The sequence below is a fragment of the Hyphobacterium sp. genome, from assembly GCF_965229905.1.
GTDB lineage: Bacteria > Pseudomonadota > Alphaproteobacteria > Caulobacterales > Maricaulaceae > Hyphobacterium.
Window position 1 is genome coordinate 1,805,447 of the sequence record NZ_OZ245930.1, and the last position, 25,539, is coordinate 1,830,985.

Below are 25,539 nucleotides of genomic sequence, written 5' to 3' on the forward strand. Positions count from 1 at the left end.
ATCGCCGTGGACCAGCCAGATTTGTATCGTCTGGCAGTACCGGCGACGACATTACGTTCAGCTACACCTGGAATCCGGCCGGACAGATCGTGACGCGTCAGCTGGATAACAGCCTTTATCGCTATTCACAGCGTTCCGCCGGAACCATCAATTACGACATTAACGGGCTCAATCAGATCGATTACATCCTCAGCGGCGACAATTTCACCTACGATACGGACGGCAATCTGACCGATATCGGCACGACGGATGACTATGCCTATGACGACCGGCACCGTCTGACGGAAACGCCCGCAGGAACGGACCTCACCTATGGCGCCGACGGCAATCTCGACACCCTGACTACGGCGCGGCAGTTCACCTATGACGGCACCAACATCACGATCGAACGCAATGCCAGCGATGCGATCGCCTATCGCTACGTGCATGCCGGCGGCCTGGGCGCACCCGCGCTGCGTTTGTCGGGCACTGGCAATACCACGCAAGAATTCTATCTCACGGACGAACGCGGCTCGGTGATTGCGGCGACCAACACGTCCGGGGCGCGGGCCTATATCAACACTTATGACGAATACGGCGTCGAAGGCACAGGCAATTCGGGTCTCTATGGCTATACGGGGCAGGTCCGTCTGGGCGATAACAGCCTGACGCACAATCGCAACCGGGCTTATGGCGCCGCGCTCGGGCGATTCTTGCAGACCGATCCGATTGGTCAGGCGGGCGGAATAAACCTCTACGCCTATGTCGGCGGGGATCCGATCAATTTCGTGGATCCTTGGGGGCTGAGAAGAACACGCCGTTGCGATGAAGTTCCAGACCAATCGCATTGTCGGGAACCCGGCACAGTTACAACAGGTAATCGTGTTGTATGTTTCATTTGCGGGTACTTCGGCGGTCAGGGAATATTTGGTTCGGGCTGGCTCGGCAGTCGGGAGCGGCCAAATGACCCTAATGAAGATGTGCCGGGAGACGGAGAGGGAAGTCCCCATAGATATGAAATCAACGTCGTGACCGAATGTAGCGCGTCAACGACGTTTAGTATTATCAGAGCACCGGGCAACTCGGCACCGGGAGCACCTCGCGCTGAAGCGGGGACGCATTATCTCGTGCTGACAGGGGGTAATCCGGTTGAACAAACAGTGGATGTTAGCAATCGAACAATTACGAACGTTACCCTGCCCGGTCACACGTTTCACCCCGGAGATGTTAACATATCGGTACAAGACCTCGGGGGAAGGTATTCTAACATTAATATCACCGGTACCGGCACAGGTAGGATGCCCCTAGTCAATAGTTTGGTTGGAACGGCCTATTTTGGTGGAATGGCGTTTTCCGTAGCCGAATACTGTAGAGTGAGAAATGGTGGCACACCGTAATGGTTGATCGATCAGTGCTTAGTAGAATTAGGCTAGATTTTCGCAAACGCTCGGGCACTTCGGCGATATTTTTTTTCTTCGCTTTTTTAACAGGCTGTGGCGTGGCACCGCAGCCTGATCAAGAAACTTATTTTGTATGCGCCGACAGTGCAGATAAAGTTCAAGGTGTTGCATTGATTGTCTCAGAGGCCGCCGCGCGATTTGGTTACAGTTACGAGGATCGGGGCGATGAGGCGAGGTCAAATCTGCTAAATATAGACGCAAATCCGGCGCTGATTCCTGATGAAGCGCCAATTCATGCAATAGTGAGAGATCATAGTCAAAGGGTTGTTTTATCCATGACTAACTTCACATTGTTCCCAGACGAGGTAAAGATCAGTTTTCTGTCTTATGAAGCGCATGACAATCAATTTCAATTTTCGCAAGAAATTCTGGTTTCATTAGCTGAATTTTCGACTGTTCGCGCTAATTCTGAATCGAGAGAGGGGCCAGATCAATGCGGAAGCTGATCTGAGACTCTTGGCTCCCTCGTTTATTGTGAGGATGCCGTCAGAGGAAACCCGGCGGTAGCGATAGCACGCCCTGGACCCCTGCAAATGACAACGGTGTGTTAACGCGAAGATCGCGGGCATACGACTGCATATCTAATGGCCCCGGCGGCGTGCCGCAGGAAGCCCATCGACAGTGGTGTCAGGATAGCGAATCCGCCTGTACTTCTTTACAGCCGCAAGCAAATGCAGATCCAAACCTTATCGGTTTAATTAGATGGCCCGATGACGGCGTCACAGAGATACAAAATGGCGTAATATACCTTCTCCTGCCGGGCCGCCAACAGGTGCCGAACGGGCCATTTGGTCCCGCGTCTAGAAATCCCTTTCGAACAGGGCAATAGAGAATTGGAGTATTTAGTTCGACGCTTTGCCCCCTGCCTATCCTGAGGCCGCTGAAATTGTGATTGTAGATGAGCGATTTCGTTCTCAATGCCGCACGCTAGCTGCGCAATCGATCGAACTCGATGAATACGTTGTCGGTGAAGAGCGAATGACGCTCAGTTCCAGTTGGGGGAAGCTATGGCGCCAAGAATTGTCGTCGAGCTCGATCGATCGATATATGGTTGTTATCTGCTGGAAGGCCGGTGAGCAGTTGATGGTTTACGTCGACATGAATCCCGGTAGCGGCGCTTTGGCCCAACCCTGAAATCGATGGCCATCGGCCCCAATCTGCTTTTAAGTTTCAGTGGCTGGGAGTGCGAAAGCAATGGCATTGTCGCTGGTGCACAAGCGGCAGAGAGGGCATGCCTGAGACGAAATGAGAGTTAAGCGGCCAGTCAGCTTTTTGTACAAGCAGAGAAAATGAAAACCTGGATAAAAGTCACATGTATAGTGATTGGATTAGTGGCCGCTGTGCTTCGCTTTGCGGACGTGATCAGCTACGAGGTTGGGTTCGGATTAATCATTGGATCAGCATGGGCGTTTGCAATCGCCATGTTTTTTAATTGGGCGCAATAAGCCCGTACCCTGAATTATGAGCCTGCTACATACTGGCGGCCTGGGCGCGCCGGCGCGGCGTTCATCATTTCATGGGATTCATACGCTTGCCGAGTGTCGGGCGCCGGTCGAATTGTGGAGATGCGCGTCAAACCGGGCCGCGACGATCCGCGCCAGCATGCGACAATCCTCGGGGATGGTGATTCTCGTCGCGTCCTTCTGGACCAGGCCTTCGGCTTCCAGGTCGGCGAGGTCCGGCACGTCAAAATGAACCCCGTAATGCTCCGAGACGGCCGCTGTATCGACGGTCAAATGGCACATCAGGCGCTCGATAATGGCGCCGCGGATGCGGTCATCGCGGGACAATTCAATACCGCGGCAGATAGCGGGATTTCCCGCCCGGATCTCGCGAGTCCAGGCTCGCACATCGGCTGAATTCTGAGCATAGCCTTGCGGCAGCCGGCTGATCGCTGAAGCGCCCAGCCCGATGAGAAAGTCGGATCTGTCGGTTGTATAGCCCTGGAAATTCCGGCGCATTCCGCCTTCGCTTGCCAGCCGCGCCAGGCTGTCTTCGGCTTTCGCATAATGGTCGATCCCGATGGCGACATAGCCGGCATGGATCAGTGCGTCGGCGATGACCATTGCCTGCCCGAGCCGGGCGCGAGCATCCGGCAGCCGGCCATCATCAATCAGCTTCTGATGGCGCCGGATATGAGGGACGTGCGCATATCCGAACACCGAGAGACGGTCGGGCCCGAGGCGCAGGGCCTGTTGCACGGTATCGGTGCAGATCTCGCGTGTTTGGCCGGGCAGGCCATAGAGCAGGTCAAAGCTGATCCGATTGAGTCCGTGGGTCCGCAGAGTCTCGACGCAGGCCGCAACCGTGTCGTATGGCTGCCGGCGGTTGATGTTGGCCTGAACGCCGGGATCGAAAGTCTGAACGCCGAGGCTGGCGCGATTGATGCCGATAGCCGCCAGCTGCCGGGCCAGCGCCTCGTCAAAGACACGCGGATCTATCTCGATGGCGATTTCGGCATCGGTCGCGATGTCGAAATGCTGTCGCAACCTGGCCATCAATTCCGACATCTGGCGGCCCGACAGGATGGTCGGCGTTCCGCCGCCGAAATGCACGTGTTGAATGCGCAGCCGGTGCGCGGCCGTGGCGGCGACCAGGTCGATTTCGCGAAGCAGGCTTTCAAGATAGGCCGCTACAGGCTCGGCGCGCCGCGTGGCGCGGGTCGAGCAACCGCAATACCAGCACATCTCCCGGCAGTAGGGGATATGGATGTAGAGTGAGCCCGCCGCGTGGCGATCCAGAAGGCCGAGCCATTGACCGAATTGGGCGGCCGAAATGCCGGCATGGAAATGCGGCGCGGTGGGATAGCTGGTGTATCGCGGCGTGTTCTGGACCGCGTATTTCAATCGGGTTTCCGGGCTCGGCATTCGGTTCCTCGGGTGCGCGCTTGTGTCGCTTGACAATTATCAAAGTAATTCGGCGTATGAAGGTGTCACAGTGCCGCAGCGTTTCCTGTGCCGAAAGGAATGGATCCATGGATTTTGATGTTCTCATTGCTGGCGCCGGTCCCGCCGGATGCACCTTCGCCAGCGGGCTTCGCGGTTCCGGGCTGAAGGTCGGCATAATCGACCTCAAAAGCCACGAGCAACTCATCTCGCCGGGCTTCGATGGGCGCGAGATCGCTTTGTCGCAGCGAACCGTGGATATCCTTTCCGAGTTTGGAATCTGGCCGCATGTGCCGGAGTGCGAGAGGTTCGCTATCAATGCCTCGAAGGTCATCGACGGCGGCACGATCGCGGAGCTCAACTTCAAGCGGCCGCCCTTCATCAACCGTCCATTGGGACGATTGGTCTCCAATCACCTGATTCAAAAAGCGGCCTATGAGACCGCCTCGGAGATCAAGGACGTCACACTGATTGAGGGGCATAAAGCGGTCTCGGTAATGCCGGGCTGCCAACATTCCATCGTAACGCTTGATAGCGGCGCGCAGCTTGCCGCTCCGCTTGTGGTCGCTGCCGACACCCGTTTTTCCGAGCTTCGCCGTCAGGCCGGCATCACCGCGTCGATGCATGATTTCGGGCAAACGATGCTGGTCTGCAGGATGACGCATGAGAAGCCGCATCACGGAACGGCCTGGGAGTGCTTCTTGTATGGCGCGACGATCGCGGTGCTACCGCTTTCACCAGGCCTGTCCTCGTTCATCCTGACATTGCCGCAGCATAAGATGTCGGAATGGCAGGAGAAATCATGCGGCGACTTCGCGGCGGACCTCGAGCGTCTGCTGGCAAGTCGCTTCGGCGCCATGGAGCTTGCAAGCGAGCGCATCACTTATCCGCTCGTGGGCGTGTATTCCCACCGCTTTGTTGCCGATGGGTTTGCGCTGGTAGGCGATGCCGCCGTCGGCATGCACCCTGTCACAGCGCACGGATACAATTTCTGTGTGACCGGGGCGCACGCCCTGTCGCGCCGCATCCGTCAGGCTGCCAGAAACGGCCGCGATTTCCGCTCGCCGGCCCTGCTCAACGCCTATCAGCTGGAGCACAGGGCCAGAACCCGGCCGCTCTACGAAGCCACGCGGCAGCTTGTTCAACTCTATACGGACGAGTCGCGGATCGCCCGTTTCGCCCGAAAGGCAATGCTGCGGGCCGGCATAGCTGCCGGGCCTGCGCGCACAGCGATTGCGGGAATGCTGACCCGTCACGCAGCATAACCATTGTCGCGGGAGGCTGAGGTGCCGCAATCCGAATACCGCCAAGAGTTCGCCTATTTTCTCGGACCGAAATCCGAAAACGCGTCCTGGGTGCGGGCCGAATTCCAGGCCATCCTGGAACAATGGTTCAACTGGCGGCGAAGCCTGTTCGCCGAAGATCCGTCGCCCTTGCCGGACGAATTGCGGATGGGGCCCTCCTTTCTGGCTGAGCGCGAGCGCCTTGCGCAGGAAGTGGCGATGCTCTGTGAGCGTTTGACGGGCGAGATCCCGAAATACACGCCGCGCTATATCGGCCACATGGTGTCGGAGCTTTCAATCCCGGCCATGCTCGGCCATTTCGCAACGCTGCTGCACAATCCCAACAACACGTCGCGGGATGTCGCGCGGGTCAGCGGCGCCATCGAGGATGAGGCGATCGCCATGCTGGCCGGGATGATCGGCTTCGACCCGGACGCGGCGCAGGGACATTTCACGTGCGGCGGCACGTTGGCGAATTTCGAAGGCGTGTGGCGCGCGCGCTATCGGCTGGATCATTTCCTGGCGCTGGGACTGGCGATCGCAGAGACGACGGGCGAGGCGATGGACGCCTTTGCCTGCGGGCACATGGGCTGGGCGCGATATCGCAGGCTGATCGACGATCATGGGCTGAGCGATGACATTTTGCGCAAGGCCAGTGCCGTTGTCGCAAACCCGTTCGACGCCGCCGCGCGCATTGCCAAGGCGACCGGCCGGCCGTGGCGCGGACCGGTCTTGCTGGTTCCCGGCAACAAGCATTTTTCCTGGCTGAAAGCGGCCAATGTGTTCGGCCTCGGGGAAGAAGCCTTCTGGCCGGTGGCGCTGGATGGGCAGGGGCGCTTGAGTGTCTCCGCTCTGAAAACGGCGATCATGCGCGCGCGCAGCGAAGGGCGTCCGGTACTGCTGGTGGTGACCGTGGCCGGCACGACAGAAGCCGGGGAAATCGATCCGGTCGACAAGGTCTGCGATCTGCTTGACGAGATGCGCGATGAGGGTGTCGATATCTGGCACCATGTTGATGCTGCGTGGGGCGGATTCCTGTGCTCCATGCTGGGCGGAAGCGCGGCCGATGTACTCGACGATCATTGCCGGCGGGCTCTGGCCGGCATTCGCCGCGCCCATTCGGTGACGCTTGACCCGCACAAGCTCGGTTATGTGCCTTATGCCTGCGGCGCATTCCTGACCCGGGATGCCGAATGTTATGCCAATTCGCTGTTTGCCGCGCCCTATATCGACCGGGCTGCCACAAATGATCGATGGATGATGACGCTCGAAGGGTCGCGCAGTGGTGCCGGAGCCGCCGCGGTTTGGTTGACCGGCAAAACGCTGGGATTCAATCCCGACCGGTTCGGCGACATGCTGGCCGGCACGATTGAGAGCTGCCGGTATTTCGCCGCGGCGCTTGCCGACGGGGTTCCGCTGGCACGCATGCTGTCGCCAACCGACAGCAACATCCTCTGCTTTTCGCTGGCGCAGGACGGGGAAAATCTCAGCGAGTCCAACGCGCGGACACTCAAAGCGTTCGAGGGATTCGCCGGTGATCCCGAATTCTCAGTATCGAAAACCGTTCTGAAGGTTGAAAACTACAGCGAACTCATTAACGCGCATCTCGCTGACTATGGCGGTAGGCCGGACACGGATTCGCTGGTTCTGCTTCGCTGCGTCTTCATGAACCCCTTCTGGCGCAACGAAACCGTCCGATCCTTCCTGATGCCGCGTTTTGTCGCCCGGCTGACAGCGCACATAAATTGATAAATGTCAAGTCATAGAGCGTGCGTCTTGGCGCCGCGCGGCAAGCTGCCGCAATGACGCGACCCGTCGGCAGTTACAACATATTGGTGTCTGAACAAACATAGACACAACATGTCGTAATGCTGGAGGGCGCAATGGACTTGGTGACGGAAGACCGGGCCGGACGAGTCCGGACGGCGGATGCCGGGCGGATCAATGTCAAATCGACGATTGAGGAATATGTCGGGCGCGAGGACTGGCGCATCAAGGCGAATGCCAATCAGGGCTATTCGCTGGGCGGGCTGATCCTCAACACGTCGGGAAAGGTGACGGCCAATTACTGGCTGGATCACGTCTATCCGGCCGAACTGGGCGAAGCCCATCGACAGGCGGACCTTCATATCCATGACCTCGACATGCTGGCCGGCTATTGCGCGGGCTGGTCGCTGCGCACTCTGCTGGTCGAAGGATTCAACGGCGTGCCGGGCAAGATCGAAGCCGCGCCGCCGCGGCACTTCACCAGCGCGCTGGGTCAGATCGTCAACTTCCTCGGCGCGCTGCAGAATGAATGGGCGGGCGCCCAGGCGCTGTCGTCGTTCGACACGTATATGGCGCCCTTCCTGCGCATCGACCGGCTCGATTACGAGACGGTTTTCCAGGCGATGCAGGAATTCGTTTTCAATCTGAATGTGCCGTCGCGCTGGGGCACGCAGACACCGTTTACCAACCTGACCTTCGACTGGGTCTGTCCCGAGGATCTGCGCGAGCAAGTGCCGGTCATTGGCGGTGAAGAGGCCGACTTCACCTATGGTGAGCTTCAGGCCGAAATGGACGTCATCAACCGCGCCTTCATCGAGGTGATGACGCGTGGCGATGCCCGCGGGCGGGTCTTCACCTTCCCGATCCCGACCTACAACATCACGGACGATTTCCCGTGGGAGTCGGAGAATGCGCGCTTGTTGTTCGACATGACCGCCAAGTACGGGCTGCCCTATTTCCAGAATTTCATCAATTCCGAGCTGAAGCCGAACCAGATCCGGTCGATGTGCTGCCGCCTGCAGCTCGACCTGCGTGAGCTGCTGAAACGCGGCAATGGCCTGTTCGGGTCAGCCGAGCAAACCGGGTCGATCGGCGTCGTGACCGTGAACTGCGCGCGCCTCGGCTACCGGTTTGCGGGTGATGAGGCCGGACTGATGGCGGAACTCGACCGGCTGCTCGAACTCGGACGCGACAGTCTCGAGATCAAGCGGTCGCTGATCCAGTCGCTGATGGATCAGGGATTGTTCCCGTATTCGAAGCGTTATCTTGGCAGTTTGCGCAATCATTTCTCGACCCTGGGGGTCAACGGCATCAACGAAATGATCCGCAATTTTACATCTGGCCGCGAGGACATCACGACGGCTTCCGGCGAAGCATTCGCGCTCCGTCTGCTGGATCATGTCCGGTCCCGGATGCTGGAATTCCAGGAAGCCACCGGGCACATGTACAATCTGGAAGCCACGCCGGCGGAGGGCACGACCTACCGGTTCGCCAAGGAGGACGCCAAGCGCTTTCCGGGCATCCTGCAGGCTGGAACGGAACAATCACCCTATTACACCAATTCCAGCCAATTGCCGGTCGGTTTTACCGATGACCCGTTCGAGGCGCTCGAACGCCAGGACGTGCTGCAGACACGCTATACCGGCGGCACCGTGCTGCATCTCTATATGAGCGAGAAGCTGTCCAGTGCAGAAGCATGTGCGGCCCTTGTCCGGCGTTCGCTCGAAAGCTTCCATCTGCCTTACATCACGATCACGCCCACTTTTTCGATCTGCCCGCACCATGGCTATCTCGCCGGCGAGCAGGCGTTCTGTCCGGTCTGCGACGAGGAAGCGAAGGCGGCCGGGCAATACGACGCAAATAATCGGCAAGCCTGCGAGGTGTGGACGCGGGTGATGGGCTATCACCGCCCGGTCGAGGCCTTCAATCCCGGCAAGAAGTCTGAGCATGAAGAGCGGCAGCACTTCCATGAACACCCTCGCCGCCGCCGCGCCGCCTGATCCGCTCACCGGCTTCCGGGTCGGGGGATTCCAGCCCTTCACCACGCTGGATTTCCCCGGCCGGATGGCGGCGGTCGTGTTTCTGCAGGGCTGCCCGCTGCGCTGTGTCTACTGCCACAATCGCGACCTGATCCCGGCCAGGGGCCAGAACCCGATGGCCTGGTCCGACATTGCAAAGCGTCTCGCTTGCCGCCAAAGCCTGCTGCAGGGCGTCGTGTTTTCTGGGGGCGAACCGCTGGTTCAGTCGCGGCTCGCCGAGGCGCTGCAGCAGGTTGGCGCCATGGGGTTTGACACCGGGCTGCACACGTCCGGAGTCCTGCCGGACCGTCTTGCCCGCCTTGAAGGCCTGGTCGACTGGGTGGGGTTTGACGTGAAAGCGCCGTTTGACCGCTATCGCGCCGTGACGGGGGTGAACGGCAGCGGCGACCGGGCGCGGGCGAGCCTGGATCTGCTCGCCGGATGGGGCATCCCGTTCGAGGTGCGGGTCACGGTGTGGCCGCAACTCATCGATCCATGTGCCGTGCGCGATATTGCGGAGGCGGCGGCCATCCGTGGCTGCCGCGATTTCGTGCTGCAGGAATGCCGCGATCCGCAATCAGGGCAGGGATTGGGTGGCGCCGTCTTCGTGGATGACCGGCTTCTCGAAGATTTGAGGGATATGTTCGATCGCTTTGAAACCCGGACCGTGCATTAGCCAAGACGAGGGCGATCAGTCCTGCGCTCCGGTTATCAATCTGGGCCGCCCTCCGGCGACGGGTCCGGAACCGGCGGATGAAAGGCAAAGCCGATCTGCGCCATGAAGGTGGCAACATCATAGTAATCGACCGCCCGGCTGATCCGGTCGTCCTCGAATGAGAACACCGTCACGCCTTCGAATTGCCATGGCCGGTTCGACGCCCACGGCATGCGGTCGCCGATCGCCCGGGCCTGGATCCCGGAAACCGTCCATTCGACAATTGCGCCACAGGGTGTTGCGGATGCGGCCTGGATGGTGATCCGCGTGTCATCGGACCAGCCATGGACGTGATTGAAATAGCTGGCAATGTCTGCGCCGACATAGTCGTGCAGATTGGGCGTGTCGCGATACACGGCGCCGCTTGTCGTGATGGTGTCGAGGAGGTCGGTCTGACGGCTTTCCCAGATCGATATGAATTCGACGGCCCGTGCGACGCGTGTTTCAGGTGCCGAATCGCAGGCCGAGGCCATGCCGCCGAAAGCGGCTGGTGACAGGGCCAGAAAAAGCAGGCTGCTGCGCATCAAGGCTGGCATGCCTCGCCTCCCGCCGGTCGGCGGCATCCGTCATCTCGGGTCGACCATTTCGCCCTGGGTGGGCCGAGAGGCCGCGCGCTCGCAAAAAGCGCGCCCGTGACAATAAATCGCAATTGCATCTAAGCGCCCGGCTATGATAATTGATAATTATCAATAATAGAGGCTGGCCGTGAGCTTGGCAATTGATCGCGGAGCGCGTCGCCGCGCCGCCCCGCCCTTCCTCCAGAATGCGTTCCGCCCCTTCTTTCTGGGCGGGGCGATCTGGGTAGCCCTGCAAGTGCCGCTCTGGATTGCTGAGTACATGGGCTGGATCGGTCCAGGGGCCGGCGAGCTCGGCCATGCACACGAGATGCTGTTCGGCTTTCTGGCGGCGATCATCTGCGGGTTTGCCCTGACGGCCATCCCCAACTGGACCGGCCGGGCGCCGGTCGCAGGTGGTGGGCTCTCGTGGCTGTTTGCGCTTTGGCTGGCCGGAAGGCTGGCCATGTTGGCCGCCGCAGACAGTTGGGGGCTGTGGATCGATGTGGCCTTCCTGCCCGTGCTCACACTCGTTGTGGTCCGGGAGATTGTTGCAGGCCGGAACTGGTGGAACCTGCCCGTGGCCGGGTTGATCGGACTGTTCACCCTGTCCCATATCGCCTTCCATCAGCCGGCATTTACACAACACGGCATCCGCGGGAGTTTTGCCGTTACCGTGCTCCTGATCGCGCTGATCGGCGGGCGCATCGTCCCCAGCTTCACGCGCAATTGGCTGGCGGCCCGGGGCGATGCGGCGGCAAAGGCGGTGGCGCCGCCGATGCAATCCCTCGACAAGCTGGTCATTGCTATGACAGCGATCGCTTTGGCGGCATGGGTGGTCTTGCCGGAGTACCCCCTGCCTGGCGGACTGATGCTGCTGGTGGCCGCCGCCCATGCGGTCCGTTTCCACCGCTGGCAGTGGTCGCGGACGTTTGCGGAACCGCTGATGTGGTCGCTGCACGCCGGCTATGTCTGGATCGTGCCCGCCCTGGCAATCACCGGTGCCGGAATCCTGTGGCCGGAAACCGTCTCCTACGAGGCCGGTTTCCACGCCCTGGGAACCGGATTGATCGGCGCCATGACCCTCGCCGTCATGACGCGGGCCAGTCTCGGCCATACGGGCCGCGAACGCGTGGCCGACGGTGCGACAACGGCCATTTTTCTTCTCGTCCATCTCGGCGCGCTCCTGCGTGTTGCGGCTGCTCTGATGTTCGACCCGCCTGCCTTGCTCGGCCTGTCAGCCATTGTGTGGAGCAGCGCCTTTGGGCTGTTCGCCATGGCCTATGCGCCGATTCTGTTCGGCGGAAGGAAAGCTGAACCGGCCTAGTTTCCGGCGGCGACCGCAAGAGGCGAGGGGACGCCAAGAAACCGTGAGACAATGTCGACTGAAAGCGGCCGGCGGTCGACCGCTTGCCGCTTCCGCTCACTTAGCAATCGTCTGACAGCGCCCGGGCACGGGTGGATTTCAATCTCCGGAATTTGGCTCCGGGTCGCGCATTTCGGAAATCAAGAGACCGATCATCAACCGCCGGAGAAGGGCGAGAGAATCGCGACGCGGTCACCATCCTTGAGCTGAACCGGCGCCCCGCGGTCCACCAGCCGATCATTGATCGCCAGCCGCAAATGCGGATCGCGCAAGGCTTCGCCGCCGGAAAGTTTGCCCGCCAGCCTGTCCAACAAATCGCCGGCAGTGGCCGGGTCACTTGCGAGCTCGATCGACCCGCCCGCTTCGCAAAGGCGATCGCCGATGGGCCCAAAGAATTCGAGTTCGATCTGCACGCGCTAACCTCCCGTTCGCGCCATGTCGCGGTCTACCGCCGCGGCGGCGCCCGGCGAAACATCAAAATCGTGTCCCCAGGGCTTCTCCGCCACAGCCTCGTCAAGTGCACGGTCGAGCGCCTCAGGGCCCCCGGCGCGCAATGCATGGCGCAGGTCAATGCGACCGTTTTTGCCGAGACAGGCATAAAGCTGGCCTGTGCAGGTCACCCGAACCCGATTGCAGCTGTCACAGAAATTGCCGGTCAGTGGCGAGATAAAGCCAAGACGGCCGCCGGTTTCCTCCACTTTGACGTAACGGGCAGGGCCGCCAGTATTATCTGGCAGGTCCGTCAGGGTCCAGCGATCGGAAAGCGATGACCTTACGTCTTTCAGCGAGAGAAATTGGGTGGAGCGGTCGGCACCGATTTCACCGACGGGCATGACCTCGATGAGCGACACGTCGTGGCCTTCGCCATGGGCCCAGCCAATCAAGTCCGGCAGATGCGTTTCATTGACCCCGGCCATGGCGACGGCGTTGATCTTGACCTGCAAACCGGCTGCTTTCGCGGCGGCGATGCCGGCCAGAGCCTTGTCGATGCCGCCGCCGCGGGTCAGCTGCCGGTACACGTCCGCTTCGAGCGTATCGAGCGAGATATTCAGGCGACGGATGCCAGCAGCGGCCATGCGTTCTGCAAAACGCGGCAGCTGCGTCGCATTGGTTGTCAGGCAGAGCTCTTTCAACCCTGCCGGGCCGATCCGGGCTCCGAGGGATTCGATCAGGGTCAGCACATCCTTGCGGACCAGCGGTTCGCCCCCAGTCAACCGGATCTTGGTGACGCCGCGTGCGATGAAGGCGTCGCACAGCATGGTCAGCTCTTCCAGAGAAAGGAGGTCGGCTTTCGGAAGGAATTCCGGACGCGCCTTCATGCAGTATACGCAGCGCATGTCGCAGCGATCCGTAACCGACAGGCGCAAATAGGTGATCTGGCGCCCGTAACGGTCGATCAGCGGCGTCGCGGGGCTGATAATCGGGCGGCGGTCCATCGCGGACTCCTCGAACGCTTCGTTCCTTGACAAACATCAATTTCCAACGCTTGCCAAGCGACGCGAGGTCGCAGGTTAACGCAGATTCCGGGCAGCCGTGACATCTGCCTGGGTGTTGAGATTGGCAAACCGTCCGGATTGCGTCGACTCCAATGGCAACCAGCGGATGGGCAGGGCGGCCAAAAGCGACTTCACGGAGTGAATGTGCTCACGCCCCGGTACTGGCAGCCCGCGCGGGATGAAAACCGGAAGCGGATGGCCGGCCCACGCACAGCCGGTCCCGGGCTCCGCGTTTAGCAGAGACGACAGGTCTGCAGCCCGCAGCAAAGGCATGTCGACCGGCAGAAAAAGCACGCCCTCGAAACGGTCTTCGAGCGCATTGAGGCAATCCAGTATGGCATGAGCCGGGCCGCGGCGGTTCTTGCTGTCGGGAATGGCGTTGGGCAGGCCGTCGCGCCCGCTGATGAATACGGCGCCACACCCGGCGTCGTGCAGCAAATCCGTCGCGATATCCAAGAGGCGGCGTCCGTCAAAAGTGAGCTGCGCCTTGTCGGATCCCATCCGGCGGGACTGCCCTCCTGCGAGCACGACGCCGGCCACGGGCCGCGTATCAGCTACGCGGGTCATCGATCAGGCGGTTGGGTTTGCTGATGGCGTTGAGGGCGGCGCGGTCGGTGATCTCGATCCGAGCACCGTCCATCAAAATGCCGTGCGATTGCAACGCACCAAACGCTCGAGACAGATTTTCGGGCGTCATGCCAAGGATCGAAGCGAGGTTCTTCTTGCCATAGGGCAATTCGACGATCTCGGCGCCGCCGGACTTTTCCTGCAAGCGAATGATGTAATTCCCGACCCGCTCGATCGACGTCCGCAGCTTCAAATTCTTCATCGATTTCACGACGCCCCGATAACAGTGCGCCAATTCGGTGACGATGGCCCGCGCGAAATGCGCATCACGCGCGAATGCGTCGCGGACATTCTGGGATGGGATGAGAATCAGTTTCGAGGATTCAATGGTGCGCGCCGACATAAGGAAAGGCGCGTCGTTGACGGTTGCGGCCAGAATGAAGGTCGAAACGGGTGAAACAATGGCCATCGACGATTCGCGGCCATGTCCGCTTGAGAACAGCTCGACGCAACCATCGAGGACGATGTGGAGAAAGTCAGCGGGATCGCCTTCGCGGATGAGTTCAACGTGGGGCGGAATTCGTTGCGCGTAAGATGCCGTCATCAACGCATCGAACACGTCGGCGTCGACATCCTTGAAGAGTTTGAGCTCCCGAACGATCTCGCGATCTGTTGGTCTCATTGAAGGGCTCCGGCCGTTCTCCCTGAAAAGTGCCTTACAGGTTGGCTTGACATCGATCAAGTGCATGAATGACGAAATTCTTCTTTGTTCTTGCGGCATGTAAAGAGAGAAATTGAGATAGATGGATTCGATAATTTAGGCCGCGCTGTATTGACGCGCGACAAGTATAGACATCCCCAACTGTCATCTCTGCCCTTATGAAGGGTCTGTCTGCCCGGCCTCGCCGGGTGCTCGCAGACAGACAGGGGACAGACATGCACACACTCGATGGTGTTACCAAAGGCCAGCAGCGCCAGGCGCTCGGGATGAGCCTTCTTGCCTTCACGGTCTGCTTTGCCGTGTGGACGATCTTTTCGATCATCGGCGTCCGCATCAAGCAGGAGCTCGGCCTGTCCGAGACGCAATTCGGCCTGCTGGTCGCGACACCGGTGCTGACCGGATCCATCAGCCGGATCTTCCTCGGCATTCTGACCGAACAGTATGGCGGCCGGATCATGTTTCCGATCCAGATGGCGACCACTGCGGTTGCCGCTTTCCTGTTGTCGATGGCCGACAGCTATCCGCTGTTTTTGCTGGCGGCGCTGGGCGTCGGCTTGGCGGGCGGCTCTTTCATCATCGGCATCGCCTATGTGTCCCGCTGGTATGAAGCCAAAGCGCAAGGCACGGCGCTTGGCATTTTCGGCGTCGGCAATATGGGCGCAGCAGTTACCAATTTCGGCGCGCCTTTTTTGGTCGTCGCGTTTGGTTGGCAGCAGACAGCACAGATCTATGCCGGCGTTTTGCTGTTGATGGCCGTGATCTTCTGGGTGTTCACTAAGGACGACCCGGTGCTCGCCGAGCAACGCCGGACGGGCCGCAAGCGGCCGTCCGCGCTGATGCAGCTGGAACCGCTGAAGAATCCGCAAGTCTGGCGTTTCGCCACCTATTACTTCTTTGTGTTCGGCGCCTTCGTGGCGCTCGCCTCCTGGCTGCCGCGCTATTATGTCGGGGCCTACGATCTCGATCTCCAAACCGCCGGCATGCTGGCCGCAGCCTATTCGCTGCCGGCGTCGATCTTCCGCGCGCTGGGCGGCTGGATGTCGGACAAGTGGGGCGCACGCTTCGTGATGTACCTCACCTTCATCGTTTCGCTGATCTGCCTGTTCATCCTGAGCTATCCGGAAACCCGCTATATCGTCAGCGGCATTGACGGGCCGATCGCATTCAGCTTCGGCATCGGCGTGACCGCCTTCGCGGTGCTGACCATCGGGCTCGGCTTCGTGATGTCGCTCGGCAAGGCCGCTGTCTACAAGCACATCCCGGTCTACTACCCGCACCATGTCGGCTCAGTGGGTGGCCTAGTCGGCATGATCGGCGGTCTCGGCGGGTTCGTGCTGCCGATCAGCTTCGGGATCATGAACGACCTGACCGGCGTCTGGACCAGCTGTTTCATGCTGATGTTCGTGATCGTCCTGGTTTCGACGATCTGGATGCACGTTGCCATCCGCCGCATGGAGCACCGCAAATATCCGGCTTTGGCCGACGAGAAACACCTCAGCGACGTGCCCGACGAGCCACTCCCCGCTCCGCAGGCAAGCTGAGGCCGTGCCGTGGTGACGGGTGCCACACCGCGCGTCATCACGGCCACACCACAACAAGGACACTGACATGGCCAAGGACCTCTATAACTGGAACCCCGAAGATCCCGAGCAGTGGGAAAAGACCGGCAGGGGTATTGCCAACCGCAATCTGTGGATCTCGATCCCGGCCCTTCTGTGCGGCTTCGCGGTCTGGCTCTACTGGGGGATCATCACCGTCCAGATGATCAATCTGAACTTCGGTTTCAGCCAGGCGGAGTTGTTCACGCTCACGGCGATCGCCGGGCTGTCCGGCGCCACGCTGCGCATTCCCTCGACCTTCTTCATCCGGCTCGCAGGCGGGCGCAACACGATCTTCTTCACCACGGCGCTCTTGCTGCTGCCCTCGGCCGGCACGGCGATCATTCTGCAAAACCCCGATACGCCGCTCTGGCAATTCCAGCTGATGGCTCTCTTGTCCGGCTTTGGCGGTGGCAATTTCGCCAGCTCGATGTCGAATATCAGCTTCTTCTTTCCCAAGAAGGTGCAGGGCTATTCGCTGGGCATGAATGCCGGGCTTGGGAATTTCGGCGTCACCACGATGCAGATATTGATCCCGCTGGTCATGACGGTCGGCGTCTTCGGCGGCACATCGATGGTGCTGCAGAACACGTCGGGCACGCTGATCGGGCGCATCCCGGCCGGAACCGAGACCTATTTGCACAATGCCGGCTTCATCTGGGTGGCAATCCTGATCCCCATCGTTTTCGCGACCTGGTTCGGCATGAACAATATCCGCGACGAGCATGTCTCACCGGACATCGGGTCGCCGCCGGCGGCCTTCGCCAAGATTGCGGGCATGCTGGCGATCGGTCTGACCACAGCAGCGGCCGGTCTGTGGCTGATGCTGCCCGCCGATTTCAACGGGTCGGGCTGGGGGATCTCGAAATGGCTGGTGCTGCCGGCCGTCATCGCGGCGACGGTGTTTGCGCTGAAGGCGATCCCGGGCGCGATCCGCAAGAGCCTTGACCGCCAGTACAAGATTTTCCGCAACAAGCACACCTGGGCGATGACCGTCATCTATACGATGACGTTCGGCTCCTTCATCGGCTACGCCGCCGCGTTCGGGCTCGCCATCAAAGTCATCTTCGGCTTCCAGCACATCGAGATCGACGGCGTGATGACGCATGACACCGTCAATGCAAACGGGCCGAGCGCCCTGATGTTCGCCTGGACCGGACCTTTCATCGGCGCGCTGATCCGGCCGATCGGCGGCAAGCTGGCGGACCGGTTCGGCGGTGCGCTGGTGACCCAGGTGATCTCGGTGATCATGGTGATCTGCGCACTCGGCGTCGCCTGGTTCATGCGCGAGGCCTACGGGTCGGCGACGCCGGAAACGTATTTCACGCCCTTCCTCGTCCTGTTCCTGATCCTGTTTGCGGCGACCGGCATCGGCAACGGTTCGACCTTCCGGACCATCGCCATGGTGTTCGACCGCGAGCAGGCCGGTCCTGTCCTGGGCTGGACGTCGGCCGTAGCGGCCTATGGCGCTTTCATCATTCCGCAGGTCTTCGGCGAGCAGATCCGCGCCACCACGCCGGAATACGCGCTGATCGGATTTGCCGTCTTCTACGCCGTCTGCATCGCCATCAACTGGTGGTTCTACCTTCGCCCCGGCGCTTACGTGAAGAACCCGTAAAGGATTGAAACCATGAGCCATCTACTCGATCGACTGACCTTCTTCACGCGCAAGACCGAGACCTTTTCCGACGGGCACGGCATCACCACGACCGAGGACCGCAAGTGGGAGGAGGCTTACCGGAAGCGCTGGCAGCACGACAAGGTCGTGCGTTCGACCCATGGCGTGAACTGCACCGGATCGTGCAGCTGGAAAATCTATGTGAAGGGCGGACTGGTGACCTGGGAGACCCAGCAGACCGACTATCCGCGGACCCGGCCCGACCTGCCCAATCACGAGCCGCGCGGCTGTTCGCGGGGTGCCAGCTATTCCTGGTACATGTATTCAGGCAACCGGCTGAAATATCCGCTGATCCGCTCGCGCCTGCTGAAGGCCTGGCGGTCGGTGCGGCAGTCCTTGGCCCCGATGGCCGCCTGGCGTGCGATCCAGGCCGATCCCGAAATGCGGGCCTCCTATGTCAGCAAGCGCGGGTCGGGCGGTTTCGTGCGCGCCGACTGGGACGAGGTCAACGAGATCATCGCTGCGGCGAACGCTTACACAGCCAAGGAATACGGGCCCGACCGGGTGTTCGGCTTTTCGCCGATCCCGGCCATGTCGATGGTGTCCTATGCGGCGGGATCGCGCTATCTGTCGCTGCTCGGCGGCGTCTGCATGTCTTTCTATGACTGGTATTGCGATCTGCCGCCGGCGAGCCCGCAGACCTGGGGCGAGCAGACGGATGTGCCGGAATCGGCGGACTGGTACAATGCCGGCTTCCTGCTGATCTGGGGCTCCAACGTGCCGCAGACGCGCACTCCGGACGCCCACTTCTATACCGAGGCGCGCTATCGCGGCACCAAGAGTGCCGTGATCTGCCCGGATTATTCAGAGGCGGCGAAGTTCGGCGATATCTGGCTCAATCCCAAGCAGGGCACGGATGCTGCGCTGGCGATGGCGATGGGTCATGTCATCCTGCGCGAATACCATCTCGATCGGCAGGCTCCGTATTTCGAGCGTTATGCACGCGAAAACACCGACATGCCGAACCTTGTCCGGCTGGAAGAAAAGGACGGGCGGCTGGTACCGGGCCGTTTGCTGCGCGCGTCGGATTTCGACGACAGTCTGGGCGAGGACAACAATCCGGAATGGAAGACGATTGCCTATGACCGCAAAAGCGGTCGCTATGTGGCGCCGCGCGGTTCGGTCGGCTTCCGCTGGGGCGAGAAGGGCAAGTGGAATCTCGAAGCCAAGGACGGCAAGGGCGAGGAGACCGAGCTCGAACTGTCCTTCATCCTTGATGACCGGCATGACGAGGCGGTCGATGTTGGTTTCCCGTATTTCGGCAACAAGCACCATGATCATTTCGCCGGCACCGATCACCCCGATGTGCTGATGCGCAAACTGCCGGCGCGCCGCGTGAAACTGGCTGGCGGGGAAGCGCTGGTGGTCACCGTGTTCGACCTGCTTTGCGCGAATTACGGGCTGGATCGCGGCCTTGGCGGCGAGCATTTGGCGGACAGCTATGACGATGTCGCGCCCTACACGCCGGCCTGGGCCGAGCAGATCACCGGGGTCGACCGGCAGAAGATCATCGCCACGGCGCGGGCTTTTGCCACCAATGCCGAGAAGACCGAGGGCAAGTCCATGGTCATTCTCGGGGCCGGTCTGAACCACTGGTACCACATGGACATGAATTATCGCGGCATCATCAATTTGCTGGTGATGTGCGGCTGTGTTGGCCAGTCGGGTGGCGGCTGGGCGCACTATGTGGGGCAGGAGAAGCTGCGGCCGCAAACCGGCTGGCAACCCTTGGCCTTCGCGCTCGACTGGAATCGTCCGCCGCGGCAGCAAAACTCCACCTCCTGCTGGTATGCGCATACCGACCAGTGGCGTTATGAGACGCTGGACGTCGCGGAGATCGTGTCGCCGACCGCGCCGGAGGGTGATTGGTCAGGGGCGATGATCGATTGGAATGTGCGGGCCGAGCGGATGGGCTGGCTGCCGTCCGCGCCACAGTTGCAGACCAATCCGTTCGAGGTTTCCAAGGCCGCCGAAGCGGCCGGCCAGGACCCGAAGGCGTTCGTGGTCAACAGCCTGACCTCGGGCGATCTGCGGATGTCCTGCGAAGATCCGGACAATCCGGCGAACTGGCCGCGGAACCTGTTCGTCTGGCGCTCCAATCTGCTCGGCTCGTCGGGCAAGGGGCACGAGTACTTCCTGAAGCATCTCGTCGGCGCCGAGCACGGCGTGATGAGCGAGGAAGCCGGGCCGGATCATCGCCCGTCGGAAGTCGAATGGCATGACGAGGCACCGCAAGGAAAGCTCGATCTCCTGGTAACGATCGATTTCCGGATGTCGACGACCTGCGTCTACTCGGACATCGTGCTGCCGACCGCGACCTGGTACGAGAAGAACGACCTCAACACTTCGGACATGCATCCCTTCATCCACCCGCTGACGGCGGCCGTGGACCCGGCCTGGGAAGCCCGCAGCGACTGGGACATCTTCAAGGGCCTCGCCCGTAAGCTATCGGATATCGCGCCGGAAGAACTGGGCGAGGAAACCGATATCGTCCTGATCCCGATCCTGCACGACACGCCAGGCGAGATCGCCCAGCCCTTCGATGTGAAGGATTGGCGCAAGGGCGAGATCGATCCGCTTCCGGGCAAGACGATGCCGCAGATCGCGGTGGTGAAGCGCAATTATGCCGACCTTTATCGCAAGTTCACCTCGCTCGGTCCGCTCATGGACACGCTGGGCAATGGCGGCAAAGGCATTGGCTGGAATACAGAGCACGAGGTGGAAAATCTCGCCGCGCTGAACGGTGTGGTTCTGGAGGACGGCGTCTCGAAGGGGCGGCCGAAAATCGAGACAGCGATACATGCGGCCGAGACCATTCTGATGCTGGCGCCGGAAACCAATGGCGAGGTGGCGGTCAAGGCCTGGGCCGCATTGTCGGAGAATACGGGCCGCGATCACACGCATCTGGCCCTGTCCAAGGAAGACGAGAAGATCCGCTTCCACGATGTCGTGGCGCAGCCGCGCAAGATCATCTCCTCGCCGACATGGTCCGGGCTGGAGAGCGAGAAGGTCTGCTACAATGCCGGTTACACGAATGTGCACGAGCGCATTCCCTGGCGGACGCTGACGGGGCGGCAACAGCTCTACCAGGATCACAAATGGATGCTGGCCTTCGGCGAGGCGCTTTGCGTCTACCGGCCGCCGATCGATACGGCGACGATTGCGCCGGTGATCGACTCCAAGCCGAACGGCAACAAGCAGGTGGTGCTGAACTTCATCACGCCGCACCAGAAATGGGGCATCCACTCCACCTATACCGACAATCTCCTGATGCTGACCCTGTCACGCGGCGGGCCGATCGTTTGGTTGTCGGAGGACGACGCCCAGGCTGCCGGTATCGTCGATAATGACTGGGTCGAAGCCTACAATTCGAACGGGGCGCTGGTCGCCCGGGCCGTGGTCTCGCAACGGATCAAGCCGGGCACGCTGTTCATGTACCACGCCCAGGAGAAGATTGTGAACGTGCCGGGCTCGGAACTGACCGGGCAGCGCGGCGGGATCCACAATTCGGTAACAAGGGCGACGCTCAAGCCGACGCACATGATCGGCGGCTACGCGCAGCAATCCTACGGGTTCAACTATTACGGCACGGTCGGCTCGAACCGCGACGAGTTCGTCATCGTCCGCAAGATGGACAAGGTCGACTGGCTCGAAGGGCCGGCCGCCGATGCAATGGAGGCGGCAGAATGAAGATCCGCGCGCAAATCGGAAAAGTCCTGAATCTCGACAAGTGCATCGGCTGTCACACCTGTTCGGTGACCTGCAAGAATGTCTGGACCAGCCGCGAAGGCGTTGAATACGCCTGGTTCAACAATGTCGAGACCAAGCCCGGTGTCGGCTATCCCAAGGACTGGGAAAACCAGGGCCGCTGGAATGGCGGCTGGCAGCGGGCGAAGAATGGCAGCCTGCATCCGAAGATGGGTTCCAAATGGCGGATCCTGGCGAAGATCTTTGCCAATCCGGACCTGCCGCAGATCGACGATTACTACGAGCCCTTCACCTTCGATTACGGTCATCTGCAGACCGCCGGCGAATCCAAGGCCTTCCCGACGGCCCGGCCGCGCTCGCTGATCTCCGGCGAACGCATGGAGAAAATCGAATGGGGGCCGAACTGGGAGGAAATTCTCGGCGGCGAGTTCGCGAAGCGAGCCGAGGACTACAATTTCGAAGGGGTCCAGAAGGAGATTTACGGCCAGTTCGAAAACACCTTCATGATGTATCTGCCGCGGCTGTGCGAGCACTGCCTCAACCCGACCTGCGCGGCGGCGTGTCCCTCCGGCGCGATCTACAAGCGGGACGAGGACGGTATCGTCCTAATCGACCAGGAGAAGTGCCGCGGCTGGCGGATGTGCGTGTCCGGCTGCCCGTACAAGAAGATCTATTTCAACTGGGCGAGCGGGAAGTCTGAAAAGTGCACCTTCTGCTATCCGCGGATCGAGGCCGGCCAGCCGACGGTGTGCTCGGAAACCTGTGTCGGGCGGATCCGCTATCTCGGCGTGCTGCTCTACGATGCCGACCGCATCGAGGAAGCCGCCTCTGCCGAGAACGAGCAGGATCTCTACCAGGCGCAGCTCGACATCTTCCTCGATCCGAACGATCCGGAGGTCCAGGAACAGGCCCGCAAGGACGGCGTTCCTGACGCCTGGATTGAGGCGGCCAAGCAATCGCCGGTCTACAAGATGGCAATCGACTGGAAGGTCGCCTTCCCGCTGCACCCGGAGTACCGGACACTGCCCATGGTCTGGTATGTGCCGCCGCTCTCGCCGATCAAGAACGCGGCCGAGACCGGCGCGATCGAAAGCGACAATGGCATGCCGGACGTCCGCTCGCTGCGCATCCCGCTGCGTTATCTCGCCAATCTCCTGACGGCGGGTGACGAGGCACCGGTCGCGCTGGCGCTGGAGCGCATGCTGGCGATGCGCGCCTATATGCGCGCCAAGACGGTGGACGGTGTGATCGATCCCTCGATTGCCGAGGCCGTCGGTCTCGATCAGGCGCTGATCGAGGACATGTACCAGATCATGGCGATCGCGAATTACGAAGATCGTTTCGTCATCCCGACCACGCATCGCGAGGAGGCCGAAGACGCTTTCGATATCCGCGGTGAATGCGGCTTCAGCTTCGGCAATGGCTGCTCCGATGGCTCGAGCAAGGCATCCCTGTTCGGCGGTCCGCGCCGCCGCGCGCAGGTCACCCCGATGGAGAAAAGCTGATGACCCGGACCTTCAAAGTGTTGGCGGCGATGCTGAGCTATCCGGCGCCGGAGATAAAAGCCGCTGCTTCTGATTTCCGGCCGGTGCTGGAAGCGGACGGCTTGATCGGCAAGCGGGAGCTGGACGGTCTCGCCAAGCTGGCGGATCAGCTCGCCGACCGCGATCTCTACGATTTGCAGGAACGCTATGTGCAGCTGTTCGACCGTTCACGCTCGCTCTCGCTGCACCTGTTCGAGCACGTCCATGGCGAGAGCCGGGACCGCGGCCAGGCGATGGTTGATCTCAAGGCGCTCTATGAAAGCCACGGGCTGGAACCGGCGGCCAATGAGCTTCCGGACTTTCTGCCGCTCTTCCTTGAATTCCTGTCGACCCAGCCGCTCGGCGAGGCGCGCGCCCTGCTTGGCGAGACGGCGCATGTCATCGACGCGCTGACCGAACGCTTGCGCAAGCGCGACAGTATCTATGCCGGCGTTTTCCGGGCGCTCGGACAGATCGCCGACCGTGGCGCTGCACTCAATGGTGCCGAGGTGGAAACACCTGCGGCGGAAGACGAGTCGCTGGAGGCGATCGACAGAGCCTGGGAAGAGGAACAAGTCACTTTCGGCCCCGATCCGAATGCCGGCTGCCCGGTGGCGAAGGACATGCTGGCCAACATGGCACCGCCCCCGAAAACCCCTGATCATGGAGACCGGAGATGAGCGATTTTCTTCACACCGCGCTGTTTGGAATCTATCCCTATATCTGCCTGTCCGTACTCGCGGTCGGCTCGATCATTCGCTATGACCGCGAGCCCTACGGCTGGCGCGCCGGTTCGAGCCAATTGCTGCGCCGGCGCCAACTGGTCCTGGGTTCCGTCCTGTTCCATGTCGGCGTTCTGGTGATCTTCTTCGGCCATCTGGTCGGCTTGCTGACACCGATCGCCGTGTTTGACGCGCTGGGCATCAGCCATGGCGCCAAGCAGATGCTGGCGATCGTCGCCGGCGGCGTTGCGGGTGTGCTCGCCCTAATCGGGGCCAGCCTTCTGCTGCACCGGCGTCTATTCGATGCGCGGATCCGCGCGACCACCAGCTTCCCCGACATGGCTATCCTGCTGTTGCTTTATGCGCAGCTGGTGCTCGGCCTGGGGACGATCGCGGTCTCCCTGCAGCATCTGGACGGGCATGAAATGGTGACCTTCATGAGCTGGGCTCAGGGCATCTTCACCTTCCAGGCCGATGCCGCGCAGCACATCGTTGATGCGCACTGGGTGTTCAAGCTGCACATCTTTCTCGGACTGACGATTTTCCTCGTCTTTCCGTTTACGCGGCTGGTGCACATGTTCAGCGCCCCGGTGCGCTATGTGTTCCGAAGCGGCTATCAGGTGGTGCGCCGCCGCGCGCGGAAGGAGGCGGCGAAATGAGCACCGCTACGCTGATCTCCGACATGCCGCTGCCGCCCGAACCGGTCACCGTGAACGGTGTTGCCATTGCACCCGAGGACATTGCCGCGGAAGCCCAGAACCATGCGTCGGACCGGCCGGAAAAGGCATGGGCTGCGGCCGCCGAGGCGCTGGTGATCCGCGAAGCGCTGTTGCAGAAGGCGCGCGCGCTGGGCCTGGTGGTTCGGCCGGTCGCTGATGGCACCGGGCGAACCGAGGCGGCGGACGATGCCTTGATCCGGCAATTACTGGAGATGGAAGTCTCGGTTCCGGAGCCGGACACTGAATCGAGCCGCCGGTATTTCGAGAACAATCGGGCCCGTTTCCGGTCGCCCGACCTGCACGAGGTCTCGCACATCCTGATCCAGGCCGACCGGCGCGATGCGCTCACCTATTCGCGCGCCAAGAAAGAGGCCGAGGCGCTGATCGACGCAGTGCAGGACCGGCCCGGCCAGTTCGAGCGGGTGGCCACGGACCGGTCCGATTGTCCATCGGCCAGCGAGGGCGGCCGGCTCGGCCAGATATCTGCCGGCCAGACCACGCCAGCGTTCGAAGCCGCCTTGCAGGAGATGCAGCCAGGCGAGATCAGCTCTCGGCCGGTTGAGACGCCCTATGGCTTCCACATCATCCGGCTCGACGAGAAAGCCGCCGGATCGATACCGGACTTTGAAATCGCCCGGCCGCTGGTCGAGGAATTCCTCCGCGATGCCAGTTGGCGGCGCGCGGTCTCGCAATTCATTTCAGTGGTGATCGGCGAGGCCCGTATCACCGGCGTCGCCCTGACCGGGGCGTCAACGCCTTTCGTCCAGTAGGGGCCAGGAG

At 61.2% G+C, this 25,539-nt stretch carries 20 protein-coding genes; 14 read left to right on the top strand and 6 right to left on the bottom strand.

The genetic code is table 11. The features are described 5' to 3' along the window. Positions 1 to 89: 89 nt before the first annotated feature. Both ACO08C_RS09145 and ACO08C_RS09150 read left to right on the top strand, forming a co-directional pair. A complete protein-coding gene (locus ACO08C_RS09145; protein WP_421785071.1) occupies positions 90 to 1,376 on the top strand; it encodes an RHS repeat-associated core domain-containing protein in 1,287 nt (428 codons plus the stop codon). Beyond that, entirely contained in the window at positions 1,376 to 1,885 is a 510-nt protein-coding gene (locus tag ACO08C_RS09150; protein ID WP_421785073.1) for a hypothetical protein, read from the top strand. The genes ACO08C_RS09145 and ACO08C_RS09150 overlap by 1 nt, the downstream gene beginning before the upstream one ends. 1,077 nt (positions 1,886 to 2,962) lie before the next feature. Here ACO08C_RS09150 and hemN read toward each other — a convergent pair. Next, positions 2,963 to 4,285 carry an oxygen-independent coproporphyrinogen III oxidase gene (hemN, locus tag ACO08C_RS09155; RefSeq protein WP_421785074.1) on the bottom strand — a complete coding sequence of 441 codons (1,323 nt, stop codon included), beginning with the start codon at positions 4,283 to 4,285 and terminating at the stop codon, positions 2,963 to 2,965. Between the two features lie 128 nt (positions 4,286 to 4,413). Here hemN and ubiM point away from each other — a divergent pair, with 128 nt between their 5' ends. The 4 genes from ubiM to ACO08C_RS09175 all read left to right on the top strand — a co-directional run bounded on the left by ubiM (position 4,414) and on the right by ACO08C_RS09175 (position 10,068). Then, positions 4,414 to 5,589, top strand: a complete 1,176-nt coding sequence (gene ubiM, locus ACO08C_RS09160) for a 5-demethoxyubiquinol-8 5-hydroxylase UbiM (protein ID WP_421785075.1) — start codon at positions 4,414 to 4,416, stop codon at positions 5,587 to 5,589. A gap of 21 nt (positions 5,590 to 5,610) precedes the next feature. Then, the gene (locus ACO08C_RS09165; RefSeq protein WP_421785076.1) at positions 5,611 to 7,356 is read left to right on the top strand and encodes a pyridoxal phosphate-dependent decarboxylase family protein; all 1,746 of its coding nucleotides are present in this window, start codon (positions 5,611 to 5,613) and stop codon (positions 7,354 to 7,356) included. Positions 7,357 to 7,490: 134 nt separating this feature from the next. Further along, complete coding sequence (locus tag ACO08C_RS09170) at positions 7,491 to 9,374, top strand: ribonucleoside triphosphate reductase (protein WP_421785077.1); 1,884 nt, start codon at positions 7,491 to 7,493, stop codon at positions 9,372 to 9,374. Continuing rightward, positions 9,343 to 10,068 (top strand): anaerobic ribonucleoside-triphosphate reductase activating protein, encoded by a 726-nt coding sequence (locus ACO08C_RS09175; protein ID WP_421785079.1) that lies wholly within the window; start codon positions 9,343 to 9,345, stop codon positions 10,066 to 10,068. The genes ACO08C_RS09170 and ACO08C_RS09175 overlap by 32 nt, the downstream gene beginning before the upstream one ends. Positions 10,069 to 10,103: 35 nt before the next feature. Here ACO08C_RS09175 and ACO08C_RS09180 read toward each other — a convergent pair whose 3' ends face one another. After that, the gene (locus ACO08C_RS09180; protein ID WP_421785081.1) at positions 10,104 to 10,643 is read right to left on the bottom strand and encodes a nuclear transport factor 2 family protein; all 540 of its coding nucleotides are present in this window, start codon (positions 10,641 to 10,643) and stop codon (positions 10,104 to 10,106) included. Between the two features lie 169 nt (positions 10,644 to 10,812). On the opposite strand from ACO08C_RS09180, the gene ACO08C_RS09185 reads away from it, so the two are divergent. After that, on the top strand, positions 10,813 to 11,988 hold the full coding sequence (locus tag ACO08C_RS09185) for an NnrS family protein (RefSeq protein ID WP_421785083.1): 1,176 nt from the start codon (positions 10,813 to 10,815) through the stop codon (positions 11,986 to 11,988). Positions 11,989 to 12,182: 194 nt separating this feature from the next. Here ACO08C_RS09185 and ACO08C_RS09190 read toward each other — a convergent pair whose 3' ends face one another. The 4 genes from ACO08C_RS09190 to ACO08C_RS09205 all read right to left on the bottom strand — a co-directional run bounded on the left by ACO08C_RS09190 (position 12,183) and on the right by ACO08C_RS09205 (position 14,772). Next, positions 12,183 to 12,440: a MoaD/ThiS family protein gene (locus tag ACO08C_RS09190; protein WP_421785085.1), complete on the bottom strand. Its 258-nt coding sequence runs from the start codon at positions 12,438 to 12,440 to the stop codon at positions 12,183 to 12,185. A 3-nt stretch (positions 12,441 to 12,443) separates the two neighbouring features. After that, positions 12,444 to 13,463 carry a GTP 3',8-cyclase MoaA gene (gene moaA, locus ACO08C_RS09195; RefSeq protein WP_421785087.1) on the bottom strand — a complete coding sequence of 340 codons (1,020 nt, stop codon included), beginning with the start codon at positions 13,461 to 13,463 and terminating at the stop codon, positions 12,444 to 12,446. Between the two features lie 75 nt (positions 13,464 to 13,538). After that, positions 13,539 to 14,090: a molybdenum cofactor guanylyltransferase gene (gene mobA, locus ACO08C_RS09200; RefSeq protein WP_421785089.1), complete on the bottom strand. Its 552-nt coding sequence runs from the start codon at positions 14,088 to 14,090 to the stop codon at positions 13,539 to 13,541. Next, entirely contained in the window at positions 14,074 to 14,772 is a 699-nt protein-coding gene (locus ACO08C_RS09205; protein ID WP_421785091.1) for a helix-turn-helix domain-containing protein, read from the bottom strand. The genes mobA and ACO08C_RS09205 overlap by 17 nt, the downstream gene beginning before the upstream one ends. 254 nt (positions 14,773 to 15,026) lie before the next feature. Between ACO08C_RS09205 and ACO08C_RS09210 the strand changes: the two genes are divergently transcribed. From ACO08C_RS09210 to ACO08C_RS09240, 7 genes are all read left to right on the top strand, one after another. Beyond that, entirely contained in the window at positions 15,027 to 16,352 is a 1,326-nt protein-coding gene (locus ACO08C_RS09210) for an MFS transporter (RefSeq protein ID WP_421785093.1), read from the top strand. A 67-nt stretch (positions 16,353 to 16,419) separates the two neighbouring features. Then, on the top strand, positions 16,420 to 18,027 hold the full coding sequence (locus tag ACO08C_RS09215) for an antiporter (protein WP_421785094.1): 1,608 nt from the start codon (positions 16,420 to 16,422) through the stop codon (positions 18,025 to 18,027). Positions 18,028 to 18,039: 12 nt separating this feature from the next. Then, positions 18,040 to 21,777: a nitrate reductase subunit alpha gene (locus ACO08C_RS09220; RefSeq protein ID WP_421785096.1), complete on the top strand. Its 3,738-nt coding sequence runs from the start codon at positions 18,040 to 18,042 to the stop codon at positions 21,775 to 21,777. Beyond that, positions 21,774 to 23,300: a nitrate reductase subunit beta gene (gene narH / locus ACO08C_RS09225; protein ID WP_421785098.1), complete on the top strand. Its 1,527-nt coding sequence runs from the start codon at positions 21,774 to 21,776 to the stop codon at positions 23,298 to 23,300. The genes ACO08C_RS09220 and narH overlap by 4 nt, the downstream gene beginning before the upstream one ends. After that, complete coding sequence (gene narJ, locus ACO08C_RS09230; protein WP_421785100.1) at positions 23,300 to 23,998, top strand: nitrate reductase molybdenum cofactor assembly chaperone; 699 nt, start codon at positions 23,300 to 23,302, stop codon at positions 23,996 to 23,998. Before narH ends, narJ begins: the two co-directional genes overlap by 1 nt. Next, positions 23,995 to 24,699 (top strand): respiratory nitrate reductase subunit gamma, encoded by a 705-nt coding sequence (narI, locus tag ACO08C_RS09235; protein WP_421785101.1) that lies wholly within the window; start codon positions 23,995 to 23,997, stop codon positions 24,697 to 24,699. The genes narJ and narI overlap by 4 nt, the downstream gene beginning before the upstream one ends. Then, the gene (locus ACO08C_RS09240; protein WP_421785103.1) at positions 24,696 to 25,529 is read left to right on the top strand and encodes a peptidylprolyl isomerase; all 834 of its coding nucleotides are present in this window, start codon (positions 24,696 to 24,698) and stop codon (positions 25,527 to 25,529) included. The genes narI and ACO08C_RS09240 overlap by 4 nt, the downstream gene beginning before the upstream one ends. Positions 25,530 to 25,539 lie beyond the last annotated feature (10 nt).

Coding starts and splice junctions, on each gene's coding strand:
- ACO08C_RS09170 (WP_421785077.1), top strand. CDS start 7,491: ATGGACTTGGTGACGGAAGACCGGGCCGGACGAGTCCGGACGGCGGAT.
- ACO08C_RS09215 (WP_421785094.1), top strand. CDS start 16,420: ATGGCCAAGGACCTCTATAACTGGAACCCCGAAGATCCCGAGCAGTGG.
- narJ (WP_421785100.1), top strand. CDS start 23,300: ATGACCCGGACCTTCAAAGTGTTGGCGGCGATGCTGAGCTATCCGGCG.
- mobA (WP_421785089.1), bottom strand. CDS start 14,090: ATGACCCGCGTAGCTGATACGCGGCCCGTGGCCGGCGTCGTGCTCGCA.
- ubiM (WP_421785075.1), top strand. CDS start 4,414: ATGGATTTTGATGTTCTCATTGCTGGCGCCGGTCCCGCCGGATGCACC.
- narI (WP_421785101.1), top strand. CDS start 23,995: ATGAGCGATTTTCTTCACACCGCGCTGTTTGGAATCTATCCCTATATC.
- ACO08C_RS09220 (WP_421785096.1), top strand. CDS start 18,040: ATGAGCCATCTACTCGATCGACTGACCTTCTTCACGCGCAAGACCGAG.
- ACO08C_RS09240 (WP_421785103.1), top strand. CDS start 24,696: ATGAGCACCGCTACGCTGATCTCCGACATGCCGCTGCCGCCCGAACCG.
- ACO08C_RS09180 (WP_421785081.1), bottom strand. CDS start 10,643: ATGCCAGCCTTGATGCGCAGCAGCCTGCTTTTTCTGGCCCTGTCACCA.
- moaA (WP_421785087.1), bottom strand. CDS start 13,463: ATGGACCGCCGCCCGATTATCAGCCCCGCGACGCCGCTGATCGACCGT.
- ACO08C_RS09175 (WP_421785079.1), top strand. CDS start 9,343: ATGAACACCCTCGCCGCCGCCGCGCCGCCTGATCCGCTCACCGGCTTC.
- ACO08C_RS09150 (WP_421785073.1), top strand. CDS start 1,376: ATGGTTGATCGATCAGTGCTTAGTAGAATTAGGCTAGATTTTCGCAAA.
- narH (WP_421785098.1), top strand. CDS start 21,774: ATGAAGATCCGCGCGCAAATCGGAAAAGTCCTGAATCTCGACAAGTGC.
- ACO08C_RS09210 (WP_421785093.1), top strand. CDS start 15,027: ATGCACACACTCGATGGTGTTACCAAAGGCCAGCAGCGCCAGGCGCTC.
- ACO08C_RS09205 (WP_421785091.1), bottom strand. CDS start 14,772: ATGAGACCAACAGATCGCGAGATCGTTCGGGAGCTCAAACTCTTCAAG.